Consider the following 17720-nt stretch of genomic DNA (forward strand, 5'->3'; position numbering starts at 1 on the left):
GAAAAGATTAAGTGCCTTTTACCTTGACAAAACTACAAGAATCCGCAATAATAGTAGATTGTCTGTCTAAATCCGGCTCGGATCAGGTTAAGACATTCCAAAAGCTGGAGAGCAGTCAGCAGTCAAAAGTCCACAACGACCAATGACCAATGACTCATCAGCTACCTGTACGGCAATTTCAACCACCATCCCATGACTTACGCAATCATTGAAACCGGCGGCAAACAATTTCGGGTAGAACCAGGCCGCTTCTACGACATCGAACTGCTTCACGTTGAAGCTGAATCCAAAGTCACCATAGACAAAGTATTTCTGATCCAGCACGAAGGCGAGGTTCATATCGGCCAGCCTCTACTAGAAAATGCCACTGTAGAAGGAACGGTTCTCCGGCATTTCCGGGGCCGCAAAGTCCTCGTCTACAAGATGAAGCCGAAAAAGAAAACTCGGAAGAAAAAAGGGCACCGTCAAGAAACAACTCGCTTTATGATTGACTCGATTAGCGTCAACGGTACAGTCTTAGCCGCCAGAGACTTAACTGCTGCAGTTGTTGAAACTCCCCAAACCGCCGAAACTGATTCAGAATAAAACATAGTAAATACAGTTGAGGATATTATGGCCCACAAGAAAGGTACAGGCAGTACACGTAACGGACGCGATTCTAATTCTCAGCGTCTGGGTGTCAAAAAGTACGGCGGTCAAGTTGTCAGAGCTGGCAACATTTTGATCCGCCAACGCGGCACCAAATTTCACCCTGGTAACAATGTAGGTATCGGCAGAGATGATACTCTGTTTGCCATGATTGACGGTGTGGTGACTTTTGAAAGAAAAGGCAAAACTCGCAAGAAAGTCAGCATTTATCCTGTTGTAGCAGCACCTGTGGCTGAGCCCGTGGCTGAAGCTGTCGCAGTTTAGTTTTATGGTTCCTAGGTTCGGCAGATTACTGACAACTTAACTTCAAACCGATAGTCCGACAGGGGTTGAAACCCCTGCCTCAAAGCTAAAGTCCTCTGAAGAGGACTGAAGAACTCATTAGTCCTCTTGAGAGGACTTTCGCTATTAGCCAGGGAATTCATTCCCTGGCGGACTAGAGGCTTAATTTGTCACCCATTTGTGGCTAGCCTCCCCCGACAATTGTGACAACTTCTAAGATGTCGCCCTCTTGCATCTGTGTAGTTTCCCAAAATTGTTTGTGCAGAATTTCGCCGTTGTACTCCACAGCAACCAAGCGCGGGTTTAATCCCAATTGTTCTAGTAATTTTGGTAACGGTGTGTCGATCGCACAATTGCGGGTTTCTCCGTTAACTTGCAGCGCAATTTGATTTATCATAAGTAAAATATCAGTTTTCAGGGCGGGTTTGGTAACAAAATTATATTTTATGCACAGATTTCCTGTGCTAAACCCGCCCTACGAATCGCAAATAAACCTAGCTTTTCCCGTGCAAAGCTTTCTGAGCTTTCAGATTCTCCATCCGAATCAACTGCGAGATGAAAAACTGCGTGACTAAAGTAGGCTGTTCTGCTTCCATAATTGCGCGTACTATGGCAACCCTTTGAGCTCCGGCATTCAATATTTCATCGACGTTGTTGATATCAATTCCGCCGATCGCAAACCACGGAATCGGCGACTTATCAGCAGCATACCGCACATAGTCCAAACCTGCCGCCTGTTTATCAGGTTTAGTAGGAGTGTGGTAAACCGGCCCAACTCCAATGTAGTCGGCTCCCTCTTCAATAGCTCGCTGCATTTCCTCGCCATTCGTAGTAGAACGACCAATGATCCGTCCCGGGCCGAGCAACTTGCGCGCTTCCGCCACAGGCAAATCTCCCTGTCCTAAGTGTACGCCGTCGGCATCTGCTGCGATCGCAAAATCCACGCGATCGTTCACAATCAGCAAAGCATCGTAGCGGTGACAAAGTTCGCAAAGGTGGCGCGCATTAGCCAACTTGGCGCCGTCGTTTGAGCTTTTGTCGCGGTACTGCACCAAAGTCAGTCCGCCTTGCAAAGCAGCTTCCACGACTCCCATCAAGTTGTCTCTCGGCGAAGTTACAAGGTATAACTGCGATCGAAGTAACTGCTGGTAGCGCCGGTAAGCCAGCAAATTGCTTTCGAGAGTATAAACCCGATAGCGCATCTGCTTAAAAGCCGCGCCCATATTCCGATCGTAAATTTTGCCATACTCTTCGAGTACCCGCAGAGCTTCTTCCACCCGACAGAAATTCGCCTCCAGTAGCTGCTGAATGCTCGAACGCTGCTCTTCCTGCGGGTGAGTCAACTCCGTACCCGGATCAGCCGGCGTATCCCTAGCGCTGCGAAGTTCTGCGACGTGCCAAGCAGCCAATTCTTGACGCAGTTGCTTGCACTCGCCAGCTAAATCGGCGTTGTTGAGACCAAACCTGCACCATTCTTCAATAATTCTCAACCCTTCGCGCGATCGATCTAGATTTGCATCTAAAATCCGGCAGAGGGCTGGCTGTGCAGGTAAAGTTCTGTTTTGTTTGTCGGTCATTCAGAACCACCCTAATTATAATTAATCCTACCAGTCAAACCGCTACATTCTCCCACGCCGTCTAGATTCTAGTACAGCGACCGGTCTAAGTTTGTCATCAACCGATTTAATTTAGAAAAATTTTTAAGTTTTATTGAATTTGAGAAAAACGAAGCATAATAGATCAAACTTGATGAGAGTGAAATCGTTAAGCTGCATACCACACTTGGGAGGAGAGCCGTGAGGTTAGCAGAACAACACAAAAGATTAAGGGAAGAAAACCCAAACAGGCGGCCGTATTTAAACTTCGATCGTGAAAACCTGACACGAAACACCGGAGGCGAAACTCGGATTACAGATAAGTTGCGTTTTTTTATGCTGATTTACTCACAACAGACCAGGCGCAAAGAGAAGCGATCGCAAAACAAAGGTTTAAGTTCTTGCCTTCTGCTAGTCTTTGCGATGACCGCCTTTTGCAACCCTCAACCGTCAGTTATCGCTGCCGGGATACCCGGAGTGCAACTACTTTCTCAGACCCCGCAGAGCGACATTAACATACTGTACGTCAGCTCGACCGGCGGCAGCGACACGGGGGGCAACGGCAGCGATCGAGCTCCGTTTAAAACCCTTACCTACGCCTTAAGCGTGGCCCCGCCCAAAACAGCGATTTTGCTAGCGCCCGGTACTTACAGCGAGCAAACCGGCGAAAAATTTCCATTAATGCTCAGGCCCAGTGTGACAGTTCAGGGAAATCCCAACACTCGGGGTCAGAATATTGTCATCAAAGGCGGAGGATACTTTATCAGTCCGACTTCGGCGGGTCAAAATATCGCGATTTTAGGCGCAGACGGGGCGGGACTCAGCGGGGTGACGGTGACGAATACCAACGATCGCGGTTACGCTTTGTGGATCGAATCGAGTTCTCCAACGGTTGTCAACAATACTTTTTCTGGCAGCACTCACGACGGCATTTCGGTAGTGGGTACTTCCAGGCCGACGATTGGCGGGAATGTTTTCTCGAAAAATGGAGCTAACGGCATTACGATTTTTGGGAGTTCCCAGCCGGAAGTTCGAGATAATGTGTTTGAAAACACGGGATTTGGGGTGAATGTAGCGCAGAACGCTTCGCCTCTGCTCATCGGTAACAAAATTACTCGCAATAAAGACGGCGTGGTGGTGCAAGCTAATGCTAGACCTGTGCTGCGTAACAATTATATCGAGAGTAACCGGCGGGACGGAATTGTGGCGATCGCGAGATCTCTGCCGGATTTGGGAACAGCCGCCGAACCGGGGGGCAATGTCATTCGCAACAACGGGCAGTACGATGTGAACAATGCGGCCAAAGGTCAAGTAATCCCAGCTTACGGCAATCAATTATTGAGCAGCCGGACGACGGGATCGGTTGATGTGGCGGGAACTTTTACCCCCCCGCCAATGGGGGGAAGTGCTTTGCAGCTAAGGGCCGATCGACCCCCCAGCATCGGTGGCCCAGACACTTCTCTCCCGGTTTACACTCCCGGGCGGCTAACTCCCAGAGTTGAAAGAGCGCCAATTTCGCCACCTGCGGCCGTTTCAAGGCGACCGGTGCAAAATCGACCCGCACCGCGAAGCGCCCAGTTGCGGCAAGAGCTTTCTCCGAGAAATGCCGCTGCTTCAGTGGTAGTCCAAGGGGCGATCGCAATTCCCGTGCCCGATCCGAATTCTCGATCGGTTTCGGAAATTTCGGTACAGCAATCAATGATTCCTCCCAATTTTGATAGTTCGAGTTCGGTTTCTTCCGAGGGTAGATTGCCGGTTCCGGCCCGCAACATTCCTATCGGAAGGGGCGGCTATGTACCTGCACCTTTAGGGGGGAATTCTTTGCCCGATTCCCGGGAGAATTCGCCGTCATTCGATCTACCGTCTGCTTTGGGTTTGCGCTATCGAGTTCTGGTGGATACCGACAGTTGGCGCGATCGACAAAAAATGCAATCCCTCGTTCCCGGTGCTTTTCGCTCTTTTTCCAGCGGGCGATCGGTGATGCAAGCCGGTGCTTTTCGAGAACGCGAAAAAGCTGAGGAATTGCTACAAATGCTCACCGGTAACGGTTTGAATGCTCGAATTGAGGAGATTAAATAGTTATTGGAAATTGGGCATTGGGCATTGGGCATTGGGCATTGGGCATTGGGCATTGGGCATATCCCTTTCCGCTAAGCTGTTCGGCATTTAAAGGAGCTTAACCAATAACCAATAACCAATAACCAACAACAAAATTTTAGGGCCTAGCATATCGGATGCCAGACCCTAAAAAGTTTGTAAATTAAGTTGATTCAAGTGGGTTTTTAGCTCTGCTGAGTTTCAGCCAACTACAACTAAGGTGGACTTTTTTGCAACTACTCTGCATACGAGCTAGCTATCAGCGGAGTCTATTCAGACTTCTGTGTTTGACTGTTGTGCGATCGCAACTTTTGATTAATCCAATAGCCTCAAGCTATTTAACAAATCCCGATCGCAATATCAACCTTTCTTTGCTAATAAGCTACACGGTTCAGGCGTTGCCTGCGAACTAGAGCCGATCGGGACAAATACTCTAATTCTAAAATTTTTATCCAAGTTTTTTGTGCTTCTTGGTTTTGCCCCTCATGTTTTTAAGTTAACACCAACTGCGCGCATAAAAACACTTTGTTTACCAAAGTTGACACTTTTTGATGTGATGAAATACTTCCAAAAGCGATTATTAACAATTTGTACGATCGCCCGATACCGCAACGTGCACACCCGGCACTTTTCGCTTGCTGTCAACGCAGCAGAGCTTCCCAAGTTGCGCGGCCGACAATTCCGTCTGCTGGTAGTTGATACTGTCGCTGAGCAGCCTTGACAGCAGCTTGAGTTTCCGGGCCGAACACGCCGTCAGCACTCACCCGCAAAAATCCCTTGGCCCGCAGCCGTTCTTGCAAATCTCTGACTGCCGCCCCCCGCATTCGTCTTCTCAAAACCGGAAAATTAGTTGGCTGCGCTTGGGGGTTAATCTCTGAGTTGTCGGCAGTGGCAGGATCGTTAGCGATCGGGTTTTCGAGGGCGCTCGGAGTCGCAGGAAACAGCCGGTTCCAAGTATCTTGACCGACTATGGCGTCGGGAGCCAGGCCTGCTGCTTCCTGGAACTGAGATACAGCTCTAGCGGTGCTTTGGGAGAAAATCCCGTCTACAGTGTCAGCGTAAAAGCCCAATAATTTCAGAGCAGCTTGGAGTTCGATTACTTCTGAGCCACGGCTGCCCAATTTGATGGCGGGGCGGACGATCGCACCTGTTTGAGCGATCGGGCTATTAATGTTACCTTGTTCGGAGGTAGGTAGCTGTGCCGCAGCAGGAGTAGGGGCGATCGATCCTATTACCAATAAACCGCACAAACTCCAGCCGAAGAGCAAACTCGGAACCTCGCGGGCTTCATTCCAGCTTGCTGTCAAGTTTTGGGACATTGGGAATTCGACCTCTGGAAAACTGGTAGCGATCGTACATCAAATCTGCAAAAAATTGGGAATTTCGCCATAGGGAAGGGGGCATCGGGCATTTACTGGTTCCCAGGCAGAGCCAGGTTCCCAGATTAAATCAAAACTCGCAACTTTTCCTTCCTTCCCTTTCCTAAAAAAAATTTATCCCTCTCAAATAGCTGCAATTGGCAAAAAAACTGCTAGATTGCCCTACAGAAAACCTTGAACCGCGTTCATTGGGCCCCAGCAACACCATGTCCGAATCCAGCACCAGAACCGCCAGCCAAATAGACATCGGCAACGTCAACATTGGGAACTTCCAAGTCGGCAGCATCAGCGGCACCAAATACAACGACTTCAACGCCAACGGCCTCCCAGATCCCGGAGAAGTTCCCATTCCCAACTGGCAACTTTACCTCGACCTCAACAACAACGACCAGCCAGAATTTAACGAACCTTCCACCCTCACAAACCCGCAAGGCAACTACATCTTCGCCAACCTGCCACCGGGAACTTACCAAGTTAGGGAAGTCCAGCAGCCCAACTTCCGCCAAACTACGCCAAATCCCGCACCCATCACGATTACCAGCGGCACAAACGCTGGCAATATCAATTTTGGCAACAACTTCAACGCAGGGACGATCGCAGGCACAAAATTCAACGACATTAACAACAACAGCAGCCGAGATCCCGGAGAACAAGGGCTAGCTAACTGGCAAATTTACCTCGACCTCAACCGCAACAACAGGCTAGACGGCGGCGAACCTGTTACTTTGACAAATGTTGAAGGCAATTACGCTTTTGTCAATATTCCCGCAGAGACATATTTGGTGAGAGAAGTCCAGCAGCCGGGTTTTATCCAAACCACACCTGACCCCGGCCCGGTTAACGTTACTTCCAACGCCACTGTCAACAACATCAATTTTGGCAATCTCTTTTTTGTCGGCAGCATCAGCGGTGTCAAGTTCAACGACCTCAATGCCAACAGCGTCAGAGACGCGACAGACCCCCCTCTGACCAACTGGCAAATTTACCTCGACCTCAACGGCAACGGCAGCGTTGACCCGGGCGAACCCACCACCATCACAAACCCGCAAGGCAACTACACTTTTGCGAATGTTTCCCCGGGCCGGTATTTGGTGAGGGAAGTCCAGCAACCGGGATGGGTACAGACTACGCCAAATCCAGGCCCGATCGACATAACCGGCAATACCAACGCTGTCGGCGTCAATTTCGGCAACAATTTTCCTACCGGCAGCATCAGCGGCTTCAAGTTCAACGACCTCAACGCTAACGGTGTCAACGAACCGACCGAACCGAGAGTTGGCAACTGGCCGATTTACCTTGATTTCAACAACAACGGCACCTTAGATCCGGGCGAACCTTCGACTTTAACAAACCCCGAAGGTAATTTCTCTTTTATCAATTTGCCTCAAGCGACCTATGTGGTGAGGGAAGTCCCGCAGCCCGGTTTTCGACAAACCACGCCCAATCCGACTCCGCTCACCGTGGGCAACGGCACGAATGCCACTAATCTCAGCTTTGGTAACGTGTTGGTGACGGGCACGATCAGCGGTGTGAAATTTAACGATTTTAATGCCAACGGCATCCTAGAGCCCGGGGAACCGCCGATCGCCAACTCTACTATTTACATCGACCTCAACAACAACAGCAGTTTAGATCCGGGTGAAGCGAGTACCTTAAGCGATGTTCAAGGCAATTACAGCTTCCGCAACGTTCCGGTAGGTAGTTATGTGGTCCGCGAAGTTCCGCCGCCGGGTTTCATTCTAACGACTCCCCCTACGGTGGTTGTTGTCTCGGCAGATATTCAGGCTAGCAGCATCGATGTGGTGACGGGAGAGGCTGAGGGTAGGTCAGCTAAATCCTTGAAGGGCGACCCGCTAACGGATGCCAACAGCTATGCGGGCACACCCGCAGGCAATATGGGAACCGATAGCTTGCTTTTGAGCCAGGGTCGTGATACTTATCAAATTAGTAAATTTTTGAGCGATGGATTTTTTGCAAATTTAGGCAGTATTCCTAACTTTGGGCAACAGAATGTCGGTCTGGAGCCTAATGCACAAGTGGGTAATTTTGTCAATACCAATGAATTAAATAATGGGGCGATCGCTCACTTGTTTGTGCCGATGGGCGCGAGAGATTTCTAGGTTATGTAGGGTGACACAAAACTAGATCGCCCGGAATCCCAAACCGCAGATACAAATCCGGAAGAGGTTAAAGGGCGATCGCGTGATACCCTATTGTTGGCAACCTCCAACGCTCAAGCCAGAGTTCCGGGAACCCCAAAGCTGGCTTGTATATGGGGAGCAAGATTCAGAGGCAGTATCATACCTGTTTTTAGGAATTATCAGACAATTCCCCAAGTGCGATCGCCCTCGTGGCATGGTCGCTCAAGTCACCGAGGTGCAGTGAGTTTTAACGTTGTTCCAGCTCAAAACAGCAAGTGTCCAGGGGCAGAAGAACTCAGGGCGCAAATCTTGAAGATATTGCGCTCAAATTGCCACCGTTATTCAAAACCTGATATAATCTCGTGCGACCAAGCTGGAGTAAGCCTGATGTTAGATGAGGAACCTTCGAGCAACGTAGACGTATGTATGATTGAGTAGCGATCGTCAGTCGCTAGCAGCAGCTAACTGCTGATTGACAAAGTGATACAGTAGCCTGTAGCTTACGTAGATTTAGGTGTGAAGGAACAGAAAATCATGGCAGAAAGAAATGCTAGTCAGGTAACTCCTGTATTACCCCCAATAGTGCTACCGCCAACCATCAATTTTGGCAACGCTCCTGCGGGTATCCAGGGTACCAAATTCCGCGACAACAACCTCAACGGCATTCGAGATGCAGGCGAACCGCCAATCTCCAACGTCCAAATCTTTATTGACAACAATAACAACGGCACTGTCGAGCCAGGTGAACCCTCGACGTTGACAAACGCCACCGGAAACTTCGTATTTCCAGGCTTGCTTCCAGGCACCTATACAGTCAGGGAAATTCCGCCACCCAATTTGAACCCGACAACTCCTAACCCAGTTGTCGTCAACCTTGCCGGCACTAATGCCACAGTGTTGTTCGGCAATGGTCCGATCCCGCCCGGTGGTCAGATTATTGGCTGCAAATTCCTCGACGTAGACAACGACGGCTTTCGAGACGGGAGTGAACCCTCGATGCAAAACGTCAGAATCTATATCGATGCCAACAACAACGGTCAGCTAGATACAGGGGAACCCACTACCTTAACTGATACAAACGGCGAGTACCGATTCACCGGTTTGCAGGCAGGACTATACCGGATTCGGGAAGAGCGCGCCAACGGGCCTGGTACCGAACCGTTAGAAAGAGATTTTCCTCAAAGCACTCCCCCCGGCAACATCTCCCTGCTTGACATTAACCTCGGCCAGGGCGAAATCTGGGCTTGCGCTCAAGTGGGCAACACTCCCCTGTACGAAATCCCGATCTTCAAATTCCGGGACGACAACGCCAACGGCATACAAGACTCCGGCGAAGTTCCTCTCGAGGGCATCCCGTTCATCATCGATGTGAACCGGAACGGCAAGACAGACACGGGCGAACCGCAGCAGAAAACTGGCGCTGATGGTAGGACTACCTTCAGAGATTTGAAAGCTGGCAGCTACTCTGTATTGGAAACCTTTGAAACATTCATAGCCAACCAGCCACCAATTAACACTACCCAAAACCCGGTAGAAGTCACAGCCCCCGGGCCCGAATCGCGACAGCAGGGAACGCTGCCTTTCATAGTGGCAGATCCAACTGTTGCAGGTGGCCAGCGGGTCGTTTCGGCGAACTTTCCGCCCCCCTTCCCCCCGGTCAACCCGGAACCCGCAGTCTTCTTCACCTCGATTCCGGTAAATCCAGGCAGCGGTGCAGTCGGGAATACGCGCCCCAACATCACAATCTTCAAATACAACGATCAGAACGCTAACGGTCGTTACGAACCGGGCAACACTCTACAGGAAGTGGGCATTCCCGGCGTCACGGCCTACATTGATGCCAACGACAACGGCGTCCTCGACACAGGCGAACAGTCGAGAGTAACTGACGCCAGCGGACGCGCCGCTTTCACCAACCTGGAACCGGGCAATTATGTGGTTCGGGAAGTCGCGCAAGCTGGTTTTAGTCCTACTACTGCGGATCGGGTGCAGTTCAACCTCAGCACTCAAGATGCCAACGTCGTCTTTGGTAACACCCCCAACAGCCGGATCACTGGGTGCAAATTCCAAGATGTGAACGGCAACGGCTACCGAGACGGCTTTGAAACGCCGATCGCAGGGGTCACAATCTACCTCGACAGCAACGGTAACAACGCCCTCGATGCCGGAGAAACCACTAGCGTCAGCGATCAGTTCGGCCGCTGGGAGTTTGGCAATTTGACCCCCGGTATTTACCGAGTCCGGGAAGTCACGCCTTCAAATTTTTTCCAAACTACTCAACCACTGGACATCGTTCTGGGCGCAAACCAAACGTTTACTTGTGCTTTGGTGGGCAACGACCAGGACATTAGCTTTAACGAGCCAGTTGAGAAGTTCCGCGACGACAACCGCAACGGCATTCGAGATGCGGGCGAGCCTCCTTTGGAGGGCATCCCGTTCACCTTGGATTTGAACAACAACCGGCGCTACGATCCTGCTACCGAGCCTCTGGTCAGGACTGATGCTAACGGTATTGCCGTGTTCACCAATTTAACTCCGGGCACCTATTCGCTATTGGAAGTTTTCAACGCTCCGGGCGTTCCCAACCCGTTCCCGATTCCGACCGGGCCCAACCCTGTTCCTTTAACGGTGCCGGGACCGAATGCGTCTGTGACGCCGATCGGCGTGTCGGCGCCAGACTCAACTGGTGCTAGCACCGATCCGTTGACTGGCGGCACGGGTGTGGTAACTGGTTCTAGCATCCCGAATGATGATGTGCTGAATAACTTCGTCCCTTCAGCGGTGGCTCAGGTACAGGCCAGCAGCATCGGTAACTTTATCGCAGATAAGACTGAAGATGTTAGCAACTTTGTTAACGTGGAAGATTTGCGACTCTCGGCGTATTCACTGATTGAAGTGTTTTTAGCACAGCAGGGTCTCCCTAAATTACCGGCAATTGCTCCTGCTACTGAGACTAATTCGACTGCCTTGTTTTAATGTCAGGTTGGGTCTCTAGTTTGAGACTCAGCAATTAGCAATTAGCTTGTTTAGACTGCACGTCAAATGATGTTTTGGCGTGCTTTTTGCTGTTTTGACAATAATTAGAGGCTCGCGGGGCGGGTTTATGGATTTCTTTAATTACCGGAAATATTTTTTGTGAAACCCGCCTCTACAACAAATATATCCCGATGCTAGTAGGGGCGGGTTTTACCCACAATCTTTGAGGAAAACTCACAACTTAGATAAACCCGCCCTCCACAACCATAAACTTGGATGACTGTCTTTAGTAGTAGGGCACGATCGGCAAAAAGAGCGATTCCGTAGTTCCAGAAAACCTTTATTTATGGAGGTAGAACGTAGAGGACTTTTTTATGCCAACCGAACAGAAGATTAATCCGCCTCAACATCAAGAACAGCAACCCGGTATTGAATCGCAAATGACCCCGCAACCTCAGTCCTTCGCGGAGGGCTATCGCGGTAGCGACAAATTGCGGGACAAAGTAGCCTTAATTACCGGCGGAGACAGCGGTATCGGGCGTGCAGTGGCGATCGCCTTTGCCAAAGAAGGCGCTAACGTGGTTATCAGCTATCTTAACGAAGATGATGATGCCAAAAAAACCAAAGAGGCGATCGAACAACAAGGCCGGCGCTGTATTGCGATCGCCGGCGACATCGGCGACGAAAACGTCTGTCAAAACCTTGTAGAACAAACCGTTAAAGAGTTTGGTAGCCTCGATATCCTCGTCAACAACGCCGCCGAACAGCATCCCCAAGAAAGCATTGAAGACATCACCGCCGAACAATTAGAGCGCACCTTCCGCACCAACATTTTCTCGATGTTTTATCTCACAAAAGCCGCTCTCAAACACCTCAAAGAGGGAAGTGCAATTATCAACACTACCTCTGTCACCGCCTACAAAGGCAATCAACAACTACTAGATTACTCCTCCACAAAAGGAGCAATTGTTGCCTTTACCCGCTCTTTGTCTCAAAGTTTAGCTGACAAAGGAATTCGCGTCAACGGAGTCGCCCCCGGCCCGATTTGGACCCCTCTAATTCCTGCCACTTTCCCTGAAGAAAAAGTGGAAAAATTTGGTGCAGACACGGCCTTGGGACGCGCCGGTCAACCCGATGAAGTTGCCCCCAGTTTCGTGTTTTTAGCTTCAAAAGATTCGTCTTACATGACTGGTCAAATTTTGCATCCCAACGGCGGATCTGTGATTAACGGATAGATTTGTCGCGAGTTGAGATAGAAATAACCGCATTTTGTGAGGGCGACTTTCACCCACAATCTCTGACTATAACTCACAATCTAAATAAACCCGCCCCCAGAACCACGTTACCTAGGGCGGGTTTATTCATTTTTTTAGTTAGATCAAATCCGGTAGCATCGTCGGGTGTAAAATCCAGTCAACACCTATGCCCACTCAGCTTCGCCGAAGGGTCAACAATCACGGACGGTGCAAGCGAAATTTATACAATTAATCTGCATTAATCTGTGTTTATATGCCCTCATCTGGGCAAAAAAAAAGAATTGCTGAACCGCAGATGACAAGGGATTGACGCTGATTCACGCACATGAAGAGAATAGATAGATGAATAATTCTGATGCAGCAATCCTAAATCATTTGTGAATTTCTTACTCCCTCCCCTTTCCAAGGGGAGGGATGGGGCGGGGTAAAAAAATTACGACTCCTGCAAGGATTGCTATAACAGATTTGATATTAGTTTTTGAACATTGGTGATGTTTACACAAAACACTAATCCCGCTACGTGGGTAGCGGGATTGATAGGTTGCAGTTTAGCTAGTTTTGAGCTCAGCTAGAGCTACCATTAGCTCGCTGCTGAATTAGCTCAGGTTAGCCATTTCTTGCTGGATGGTGCTTTTGGCTGCTTTGAATTGAGTAGCCATTTGTTCCATTTGTGCTTCGCTCAAGTTGCGGCGAATTTGAGGGAACATATCGTTTTCTTCTTCTTTTACGTGATCTTGAACCGCTGTTTGGAGCTGTTTGATTTGGGCTTTGAAATCAGAAGAACTGGGGTCCATTGACTTAATCTTGGCGAGCATTTGCTTCATTTCGGCTTGCTCGTCGTACAGTTCTTGAGTGTTGTTGTAGTAGCTGCGAATTGCTGGGTAAACAATTTGTTCTTCGGCTTCGGCGTGAACGCTGAGGTCTTTGTAAAGTTGACCGAAGAATTCTTGCAGTTTTTGAGGATCGTCGGTGCTTGCGATTTCCATAAAGAGGGTATCGGTTTTGCGGTGATCCATTGAGATGATTTCGGTGATGTTCATATCATCTTTGGTGCGGGTAACTGCACCGCCGATGATGCCGGTCATGGCGGCCATTGCATCTTGCACGCGAGCCCAAACGCCTTGGTCGGGGTCTTTGCCGGTCAGTTCGCGCACTCCTAAAATTTCAAGAACTCCTTTGAGTTGTTCTTGGTGAGCGCGGTTCTCAAAGTTAACTGTGTTGAGCGGGGTAATGGCAGCTTCGATGTCAGCGCCGACTACTTGAGCAGCTTTGTGAATTAACAAACCGGCCATGGTTTGTTTGTGTTTGAGCAGTTCGTGCTGGGTGACTTTTTCAAACAATGTCAGTTCAGAACCTTCCATGAGTTTCTGAACTTCTTCAATCATTTTTGCGCTGGTTTCTTTGGGCTCGGCTTGAATGCCGTATTGCACGATCGTAGTTTCTAATACGCCCATGTTTTTGCGATCGTCTTCGAGCATATCCCGGAAGCGCTGGGCTAGTTCGGAGTCGTTGCAGGAATTGATGAACAATTGCTCGTTGGCGATCAACAGGTTTTGCAGCGCTTTCATGTCTGCTAATTTAGTGGCGATCGCTTGGCGCTTGGTATCTTCTAGGGTAGCTACCATCTGTCGTTTCTCCTCTCAATGTCTTTAGTGTTCTTACATCTCTTAATTTATTGATATATTCTGATAACATCCTCTTTCTCCCGACTGATTCATTAATATCCCGCGCAACCTATTGACTTTTGAGCAAAAAAAGGGTAAGTATTTGAGACTGCTTGAAAAAAAGCAAAAAGCAAAAAACAACAGATGAGTAAGGATGAATGGCAGATGAGTGATGATTTCTGTATCAATTAATCCCGATCGCATAGCTGTAAAGCGCTACCATAGTTGCAGCCGAAGTTAACTAAAGTTTAAGAATAACTAGCTTGTCTCAACTGCTCACTGCTTTAGAGTTCCCAGCCAATGTCTGGAAGCTGAATAATGGGTTAACGGTCATTCACCAGCGGATTTCGGCCACACCGGTGGTCGCGCTAGACGTGTGGGTGAAAGCTGGCGCTACGCTGGAGCCGGATTCTTGGTCGGGAATGGCTCATTTTCTAGAACACATGATATTTAAAGGGACGGATTCGATCGCCCCTGGAGAATTTGACCAGGTAATCGAAAATCGCGGCGGTGTCGCCAACGCAGCTACAAGTCACGACTACGCGCATTTTTTCGTCAACGCTGCGGCTGATTATTTAGCAGAAACAGCGCAGCCACTGGCAGAATTGCTGCTGCGGGCTTCGATTCCGGATCGGGAATTCGCTCGCGAGCGAGATGTGGTGCTCGAAGAAATCCGTCAAGCTCAAGACGATCCCGATTGGCTGGGTTTCCAAGCCATGATGGAAACAGTTTACCAGCGACATCCCTACAGGCGATCGGTATTGGGCACGGAAGAATTGCTGATGTCGCGAACTCCTCACGAAATGCGCTGTTTCCACCGATCGCACTATCAGCCGGAAAATATGACTGTGGTGGTAGTCGGGGGAATTGATGAACAACAGGCTAGAGATATTACGGGGAAAGCTTTCGAGCAGTTTTCCGATCGGTGGGATTGTCCCAAATTAACCGCAGAGGCGGAACCGCCACTGATAGAAATTCGCCGTCAGGAACTGTGTCTCCCCCGATTGGAACAAGCGCGGCTGATGATGGCCTGGACGGGCCCGGGAGTTGAACACTTGCAAAGTGCTTGCGGCTTGGATTTGCTGTCAGTGTTGCTCGCAGACGGGCGGACTTCGCGTTTAGTCAGAGAACTGCGGGAAGAATTACAATTGGTAGAGGCGATCGACAGCACTTTCTCGCTGCAACGGGAATCGAGTTTATTTACTATCAGTGCAGTCTTGGACGCGAAGGATGTCGAACAGGTGGAATCTCGGATTTGCGATCGACTTTGGCAATTGCAGTCTGAGCCGGTTTCCGAGGTAGAATTGCTCCGCTGTAAGCGTTTGCTTTGCAACGATTTTGCTTTCTCGCTCGAAACGCCGGGACAGCTCGCGGGTCTTTACGGATATTACAATACGATCGCCACTGCGGAATTAGCGCTCAGCTATCCCACCAGGATTAAAGCATTTGGGCCCTTAGACCTCCAGCGCCTAGCTCAACAATATCTTTCTCCCCGACGCTATACAGCCGTGGTACTCAAACCAATCTAATAATAGTTCACTGTTGACTGTTCACTGTTGACTGTTCACTGTTAACAGCAACTAGGTTGGGTTGAGACATGAAACCCAGTCTATTAATTGGAAATTTGAGATTTGTCCCTCAATCTAAAATCTCAAATCGCCAATCTCAAATCGGATGATCGGTAACGCTCACGCTCTACCCATCCTACGAATAATCATGACTAACAGCCAACAGTCAACAGTCAACAGTCAACAGTCAACAGCCAACAGTCAACAGCCAACAGTCAACAGTCAACAGTCAACAGTCAACAGTTAACAAAGAATTCAATGAAAAATGAAATCCAGCGCACGGTTTTAGACAACGGTATTGTTGTCTTGGCAGCAGAAAATCCAGCAGCGGATATTATTGCAGCCAGGATATTCCTGCGGGCCGGCAGTCGCTACGTGCAGCCGGAACAAGCAGGATTGTGTCACTTGCTGTCGGCGGTAATGACTAAGGGAACCGATCGGCTGTCTTCGCGGGAAATTGCCGAGCGTGTAGAATCGGTGGGAGCGAGATTGAGCGCCGACTCTACTACAGACTATTTTTTAGTGAGTTTGAAGACAGTTTCTGCGGATTTTGAGGAGATTTTGGAGTTGGCGGCGCAATTGACGCGATCGCCCAATTTCCCGGAAGCTGAAGTCGAACTCGAACGGCGGATTGCCATATCGGCAATTCGATCGCAACAAGAACAGCCATTTGCGATCGCCTTCGAGCAATTGCGGCACGCGATGTACAAGGAACATCCCTATGCTTTCTCTCCCTTGGGCACGGAAGCTACTATGTCAAAGCTAACCAGAAACGAGCTCGAACAGTTCCACAAAACCTATTTCCGTCCCGATAATGTAGTTATTTCTGTAGCCGGCAGAATATCTACCGAAGATGCGATCGCCCTAATCGAGCGAACTTTTGGCGACTGGAAAGCGCCTTTAACACCCCTGCCAACTTTAACCGTACCCCCCCTATCACCATTCCCTCAATCGGTCGTTACGGCGCAAGATACGCAGCAATCAGTGATTATGCTGGGCTACCTCGCACCCTCTGTCAAAAATCCCGACTATGCAGCGATTAAGTTGCTCAATACTTATTTGGGTAACGGTTTGTCGAGCCGATTGTTTGTGGAATTGCGGGAAAAGCGGGGCTTGGCTTACGACGTTTCCGCGCTCTACGCGACGCGCTTGGACACGGCTCAGTTTGTCGTGTACATGGGTACGGCGCCGGAAAATACGGCGACTGCTTTTGAAGGATTGCGCGCAGAAGTCGATCGACTCGCCAACACCGAACTAAGCGAGGAAGAATTGCAAGCTTGCAAGAATAAAATGCTCGGTCAATATGCTTTAGGAAAACAAACTAATTCGCAAATTGCCCAAGTTTTAGGCTGGTATGAAATTTTGGGATTGGGAATTCAATTTGACCAGCAATTTCAAGAAGAAATTGCACAGGTGACAGCTTCACAAGCGCGGGATGCTGCGAAGAAATATTTTGTAGAACCCTATGTTTCTTTGGTGGGCCCGGAGGCTGCGATTACAGAGTTGGGGGTTGCGGCTGTTTGTTGAGGAGGAAATGGGCGATCGAACTTGTGAAAAGTTCGATCGATGCGATCGCATATCAAAAGACTTTTCGCTGTTGGTATAACGATTGCGTTCAACAGCGGCATTAGTTTTCGAGCCATCACTAGAGTGTTTAGACTGTCCGCTGCAAGCCCTGGTTTGACTGCGATGACACCTATAATTATATCAAATATGATATAAATGGCGATATGGACGAAATCAATAAACCTTTAGCCTAGTTACAGGGTGAGGTTAAAACACCACCTTTTAGTCAAGAAGCACGCATAGAGGCTGGTGTGCTTCTTAGACGTTTGCAGCAGGGTGAAAGTCTCGGAATGCCTCATTCAAAACCTATGCCGAGCATTGGCAAACACTGCCATGAGCTAAGAATCCGGGATATAGGTCAAAATTGGAGGCTTATTTATACCAATTTACTATGAAGTTGCACTTAATATAGCTTCAAGGATATAGTCCCAACCACAGAGAGATAAAACTTCTTCATTCGTGAGAGATTTGATACAGCGTATCCCAGGTTTATGAGGTACACTAATATTTAATGTAGAAATAATAGTCCCAATGAAATCTTACTCAAT

12 protein-coding genes and 1 pseudogene are annotated in these 17720 nt (G+C 49.2%); 9 read left to right on the plus strand and 4 right to left on the minus strand.

The window, feature by feature from the left end; all coding sequences use genetic code 11:
• Positions 1–192: 192 nt before the first annotated feature.
• Positions 193–585 carry a 50S ribosomal protein L21 gene (gene rplU, locus QUB14_RS23300; protein ID WP_172190164.1) on the plus strand — a complete coding sequence of 131 codons (393 nt, stop codon included), beginning with the start codon at positions 193–195 and terminating at the stop codon, positions 583–585.
• 27 nt (positions 586–612) lie between these two features.
• A complete protein-coding gene (gene rpmA, locus QUB14_RS23305) occupies positions 613–912 on the plus strand; it encodes a 50S ribosomal protein L27 (protein ID WP_006634942.1) in 300 nt (99 codons plus the stop codon).
• A 202-nt stretch (positions 913–1114) separates the two neighbouring features.
• On the opposite strand, the gene thiS is transcribed toward rpmA, so the two are convergent.
• A complete protein-coding gene (thiS, locus tag QUB14_RS23310; protein WP_015176890.1) occupies positions 1115–1327 on the minus strand; it encodes a sulfur carrier protein ThiS in 213 nt (70 codons plus the stop codon).
• Between the two features lie 97 nt (positions 1328–1424).
• Positions 1425–2507, minus strand: a complete 1083-nt coding sequence (locus QUB14_RS23315; protein WP_333219397.1) for a thiamine phosphate synthase — start codon at positions 2505–2507, stop codon at positions 1425–1427.
• Between the two features lie 219 nt (positions 2508–2726).
• Here QUB14_RS23315 and QUB14_RS23320 point away from each other — a divergent pair, with 219 nt between their 5' ends.
• Positions 2727–4604 (plus strand): DUF1565 domain-containing protein, encoded by a 1878-nt coding sequence (locus QUB14_RS23320; RefSeq protein ID WP_333219399.1) that lies wholly within the window; start codon positions 2727–2729, stop codon positions 4602–4604.
• A 659-nt stretch (positions 4605–5263) separates the two neighbouring features.
• On the opposite strand, the gene QUB14_RS23325 is transcribed toward QUB14_RS23320, so the two are convergent.
• Entirely contained in the window at positions 5264–5941 is a 678-nt protein-coding gene (locus QUB14_RS23325; RefSeq protein WP_333219401.1) for a peptidoglycan-binding protein, read from the minus strand.
• A 266-nt stretch (positions 5942–6207) separates the two neighbouring features.
• On the opposite strand from QUB14_RS23325, the gene QUB14_RS23330 reads away from it, so the two are divergent.
• The 3 genes from QUB14_RS23330 (at position 6208) to QUB14_RS23340 (ending at position 12353) form a co-directional block, all read left to right on the plus strand.
• Positions 6208–8121, plus strand: coding sequence for an SdrD B-like domain-containing protein (locus tag QUB14_RS23330; protein WP_333219403.1), 1914 nt, complete (start codon positions 6208–6210; stop codon positions 8119–8121).
• A gap of 537 nt (positions 8122–8658) precedes the next feature.
• The gene (locus QUB14_RS23335) at positions 8659–11118 is read left to right on the plus strand and encodes an SdrD B-like domain-containing protein (protein ID WP_333219407.1); all 2460 of its coding nucleotides are present in this window, start codon (positions 8659–8661) and stop codon (positions 11116–11118) included.
• Positions 11119–11492: 374 nt separating this feature from the next.
• Positions 11493–12353, plus strand: a complete 861-nt coding sequence (locus QUB14_RS23340) for an SDR family oxidoreductase (RefSeq protein ID WP_333219409.1) — start codon at positions 11493–11495, stop codon at positions 12351–12353.
• Between the two features lie 617 nt (positions 12354–12970).
• Here QUB14_RS23340 and QUB14_RS23345 read toward each other — a convergent pair.
• Positions 12971–13999 carry a hemerythrin domain-containing protein gene (locus tag QUB14_RS23345; protein ID WP_333219411.1) on the minus strand — a complete coding sequence of 343 codons (1029 nt, stop codon included), beginning with the start codon at positions 13997–13999 and terminating at the stop codon, positions 12971–12973.
• Between the two features lie 302 nt (positions 14000–14301).
• Here QUB14_RS23345 and QUB14_RS23350 point away from each other — a divergent pair, with 302 nt between their 5' ends.
• The 3 genes and pseudogenes from QUB14_RS23350 to QUB14_RS28805 form a co-directional block, all read left to right on the plus strand.
• Complete coding sequence (locus QUB14_RS23350) at positions 14302–15567, plus strand: pitrilysin family protein (protein ID WP_333219414.1); 1266 nt, start codon at positions 14302–14304, stop codon at positions 15565–15567.
• Positions 15568–15864: 297 nt separating this feature from the next.
• Entirely contained in the window at positions 15865–17133 is a 1269-nt protein-coding gene (locus tag QUB14_RS23355) for a pitrilysin family protein (protein WP_333219416.1), read from the plus strand.
• A 272-nt stretch (positions 17134–17405) separates the two neighbouring features.
• A pseudogene (locus tag QUB14_RS28805) lies at positions 17406–17567 on the plus strand (type II toxin-antitoxin system RelE/ParE family toxin); the annotation flags it as partial.
• Positions 17568–17720 lie beyond the last annotated feature (153 nt).

This window comes from Microcoleus sp. B3-D2 (assembly GCF_036705345.1).
Lineage (GTDB): Bacteria > Cyanobacteriota > Cyanobacteriia > Cyanobacteriales > Microcoleaceae > Microcoleus.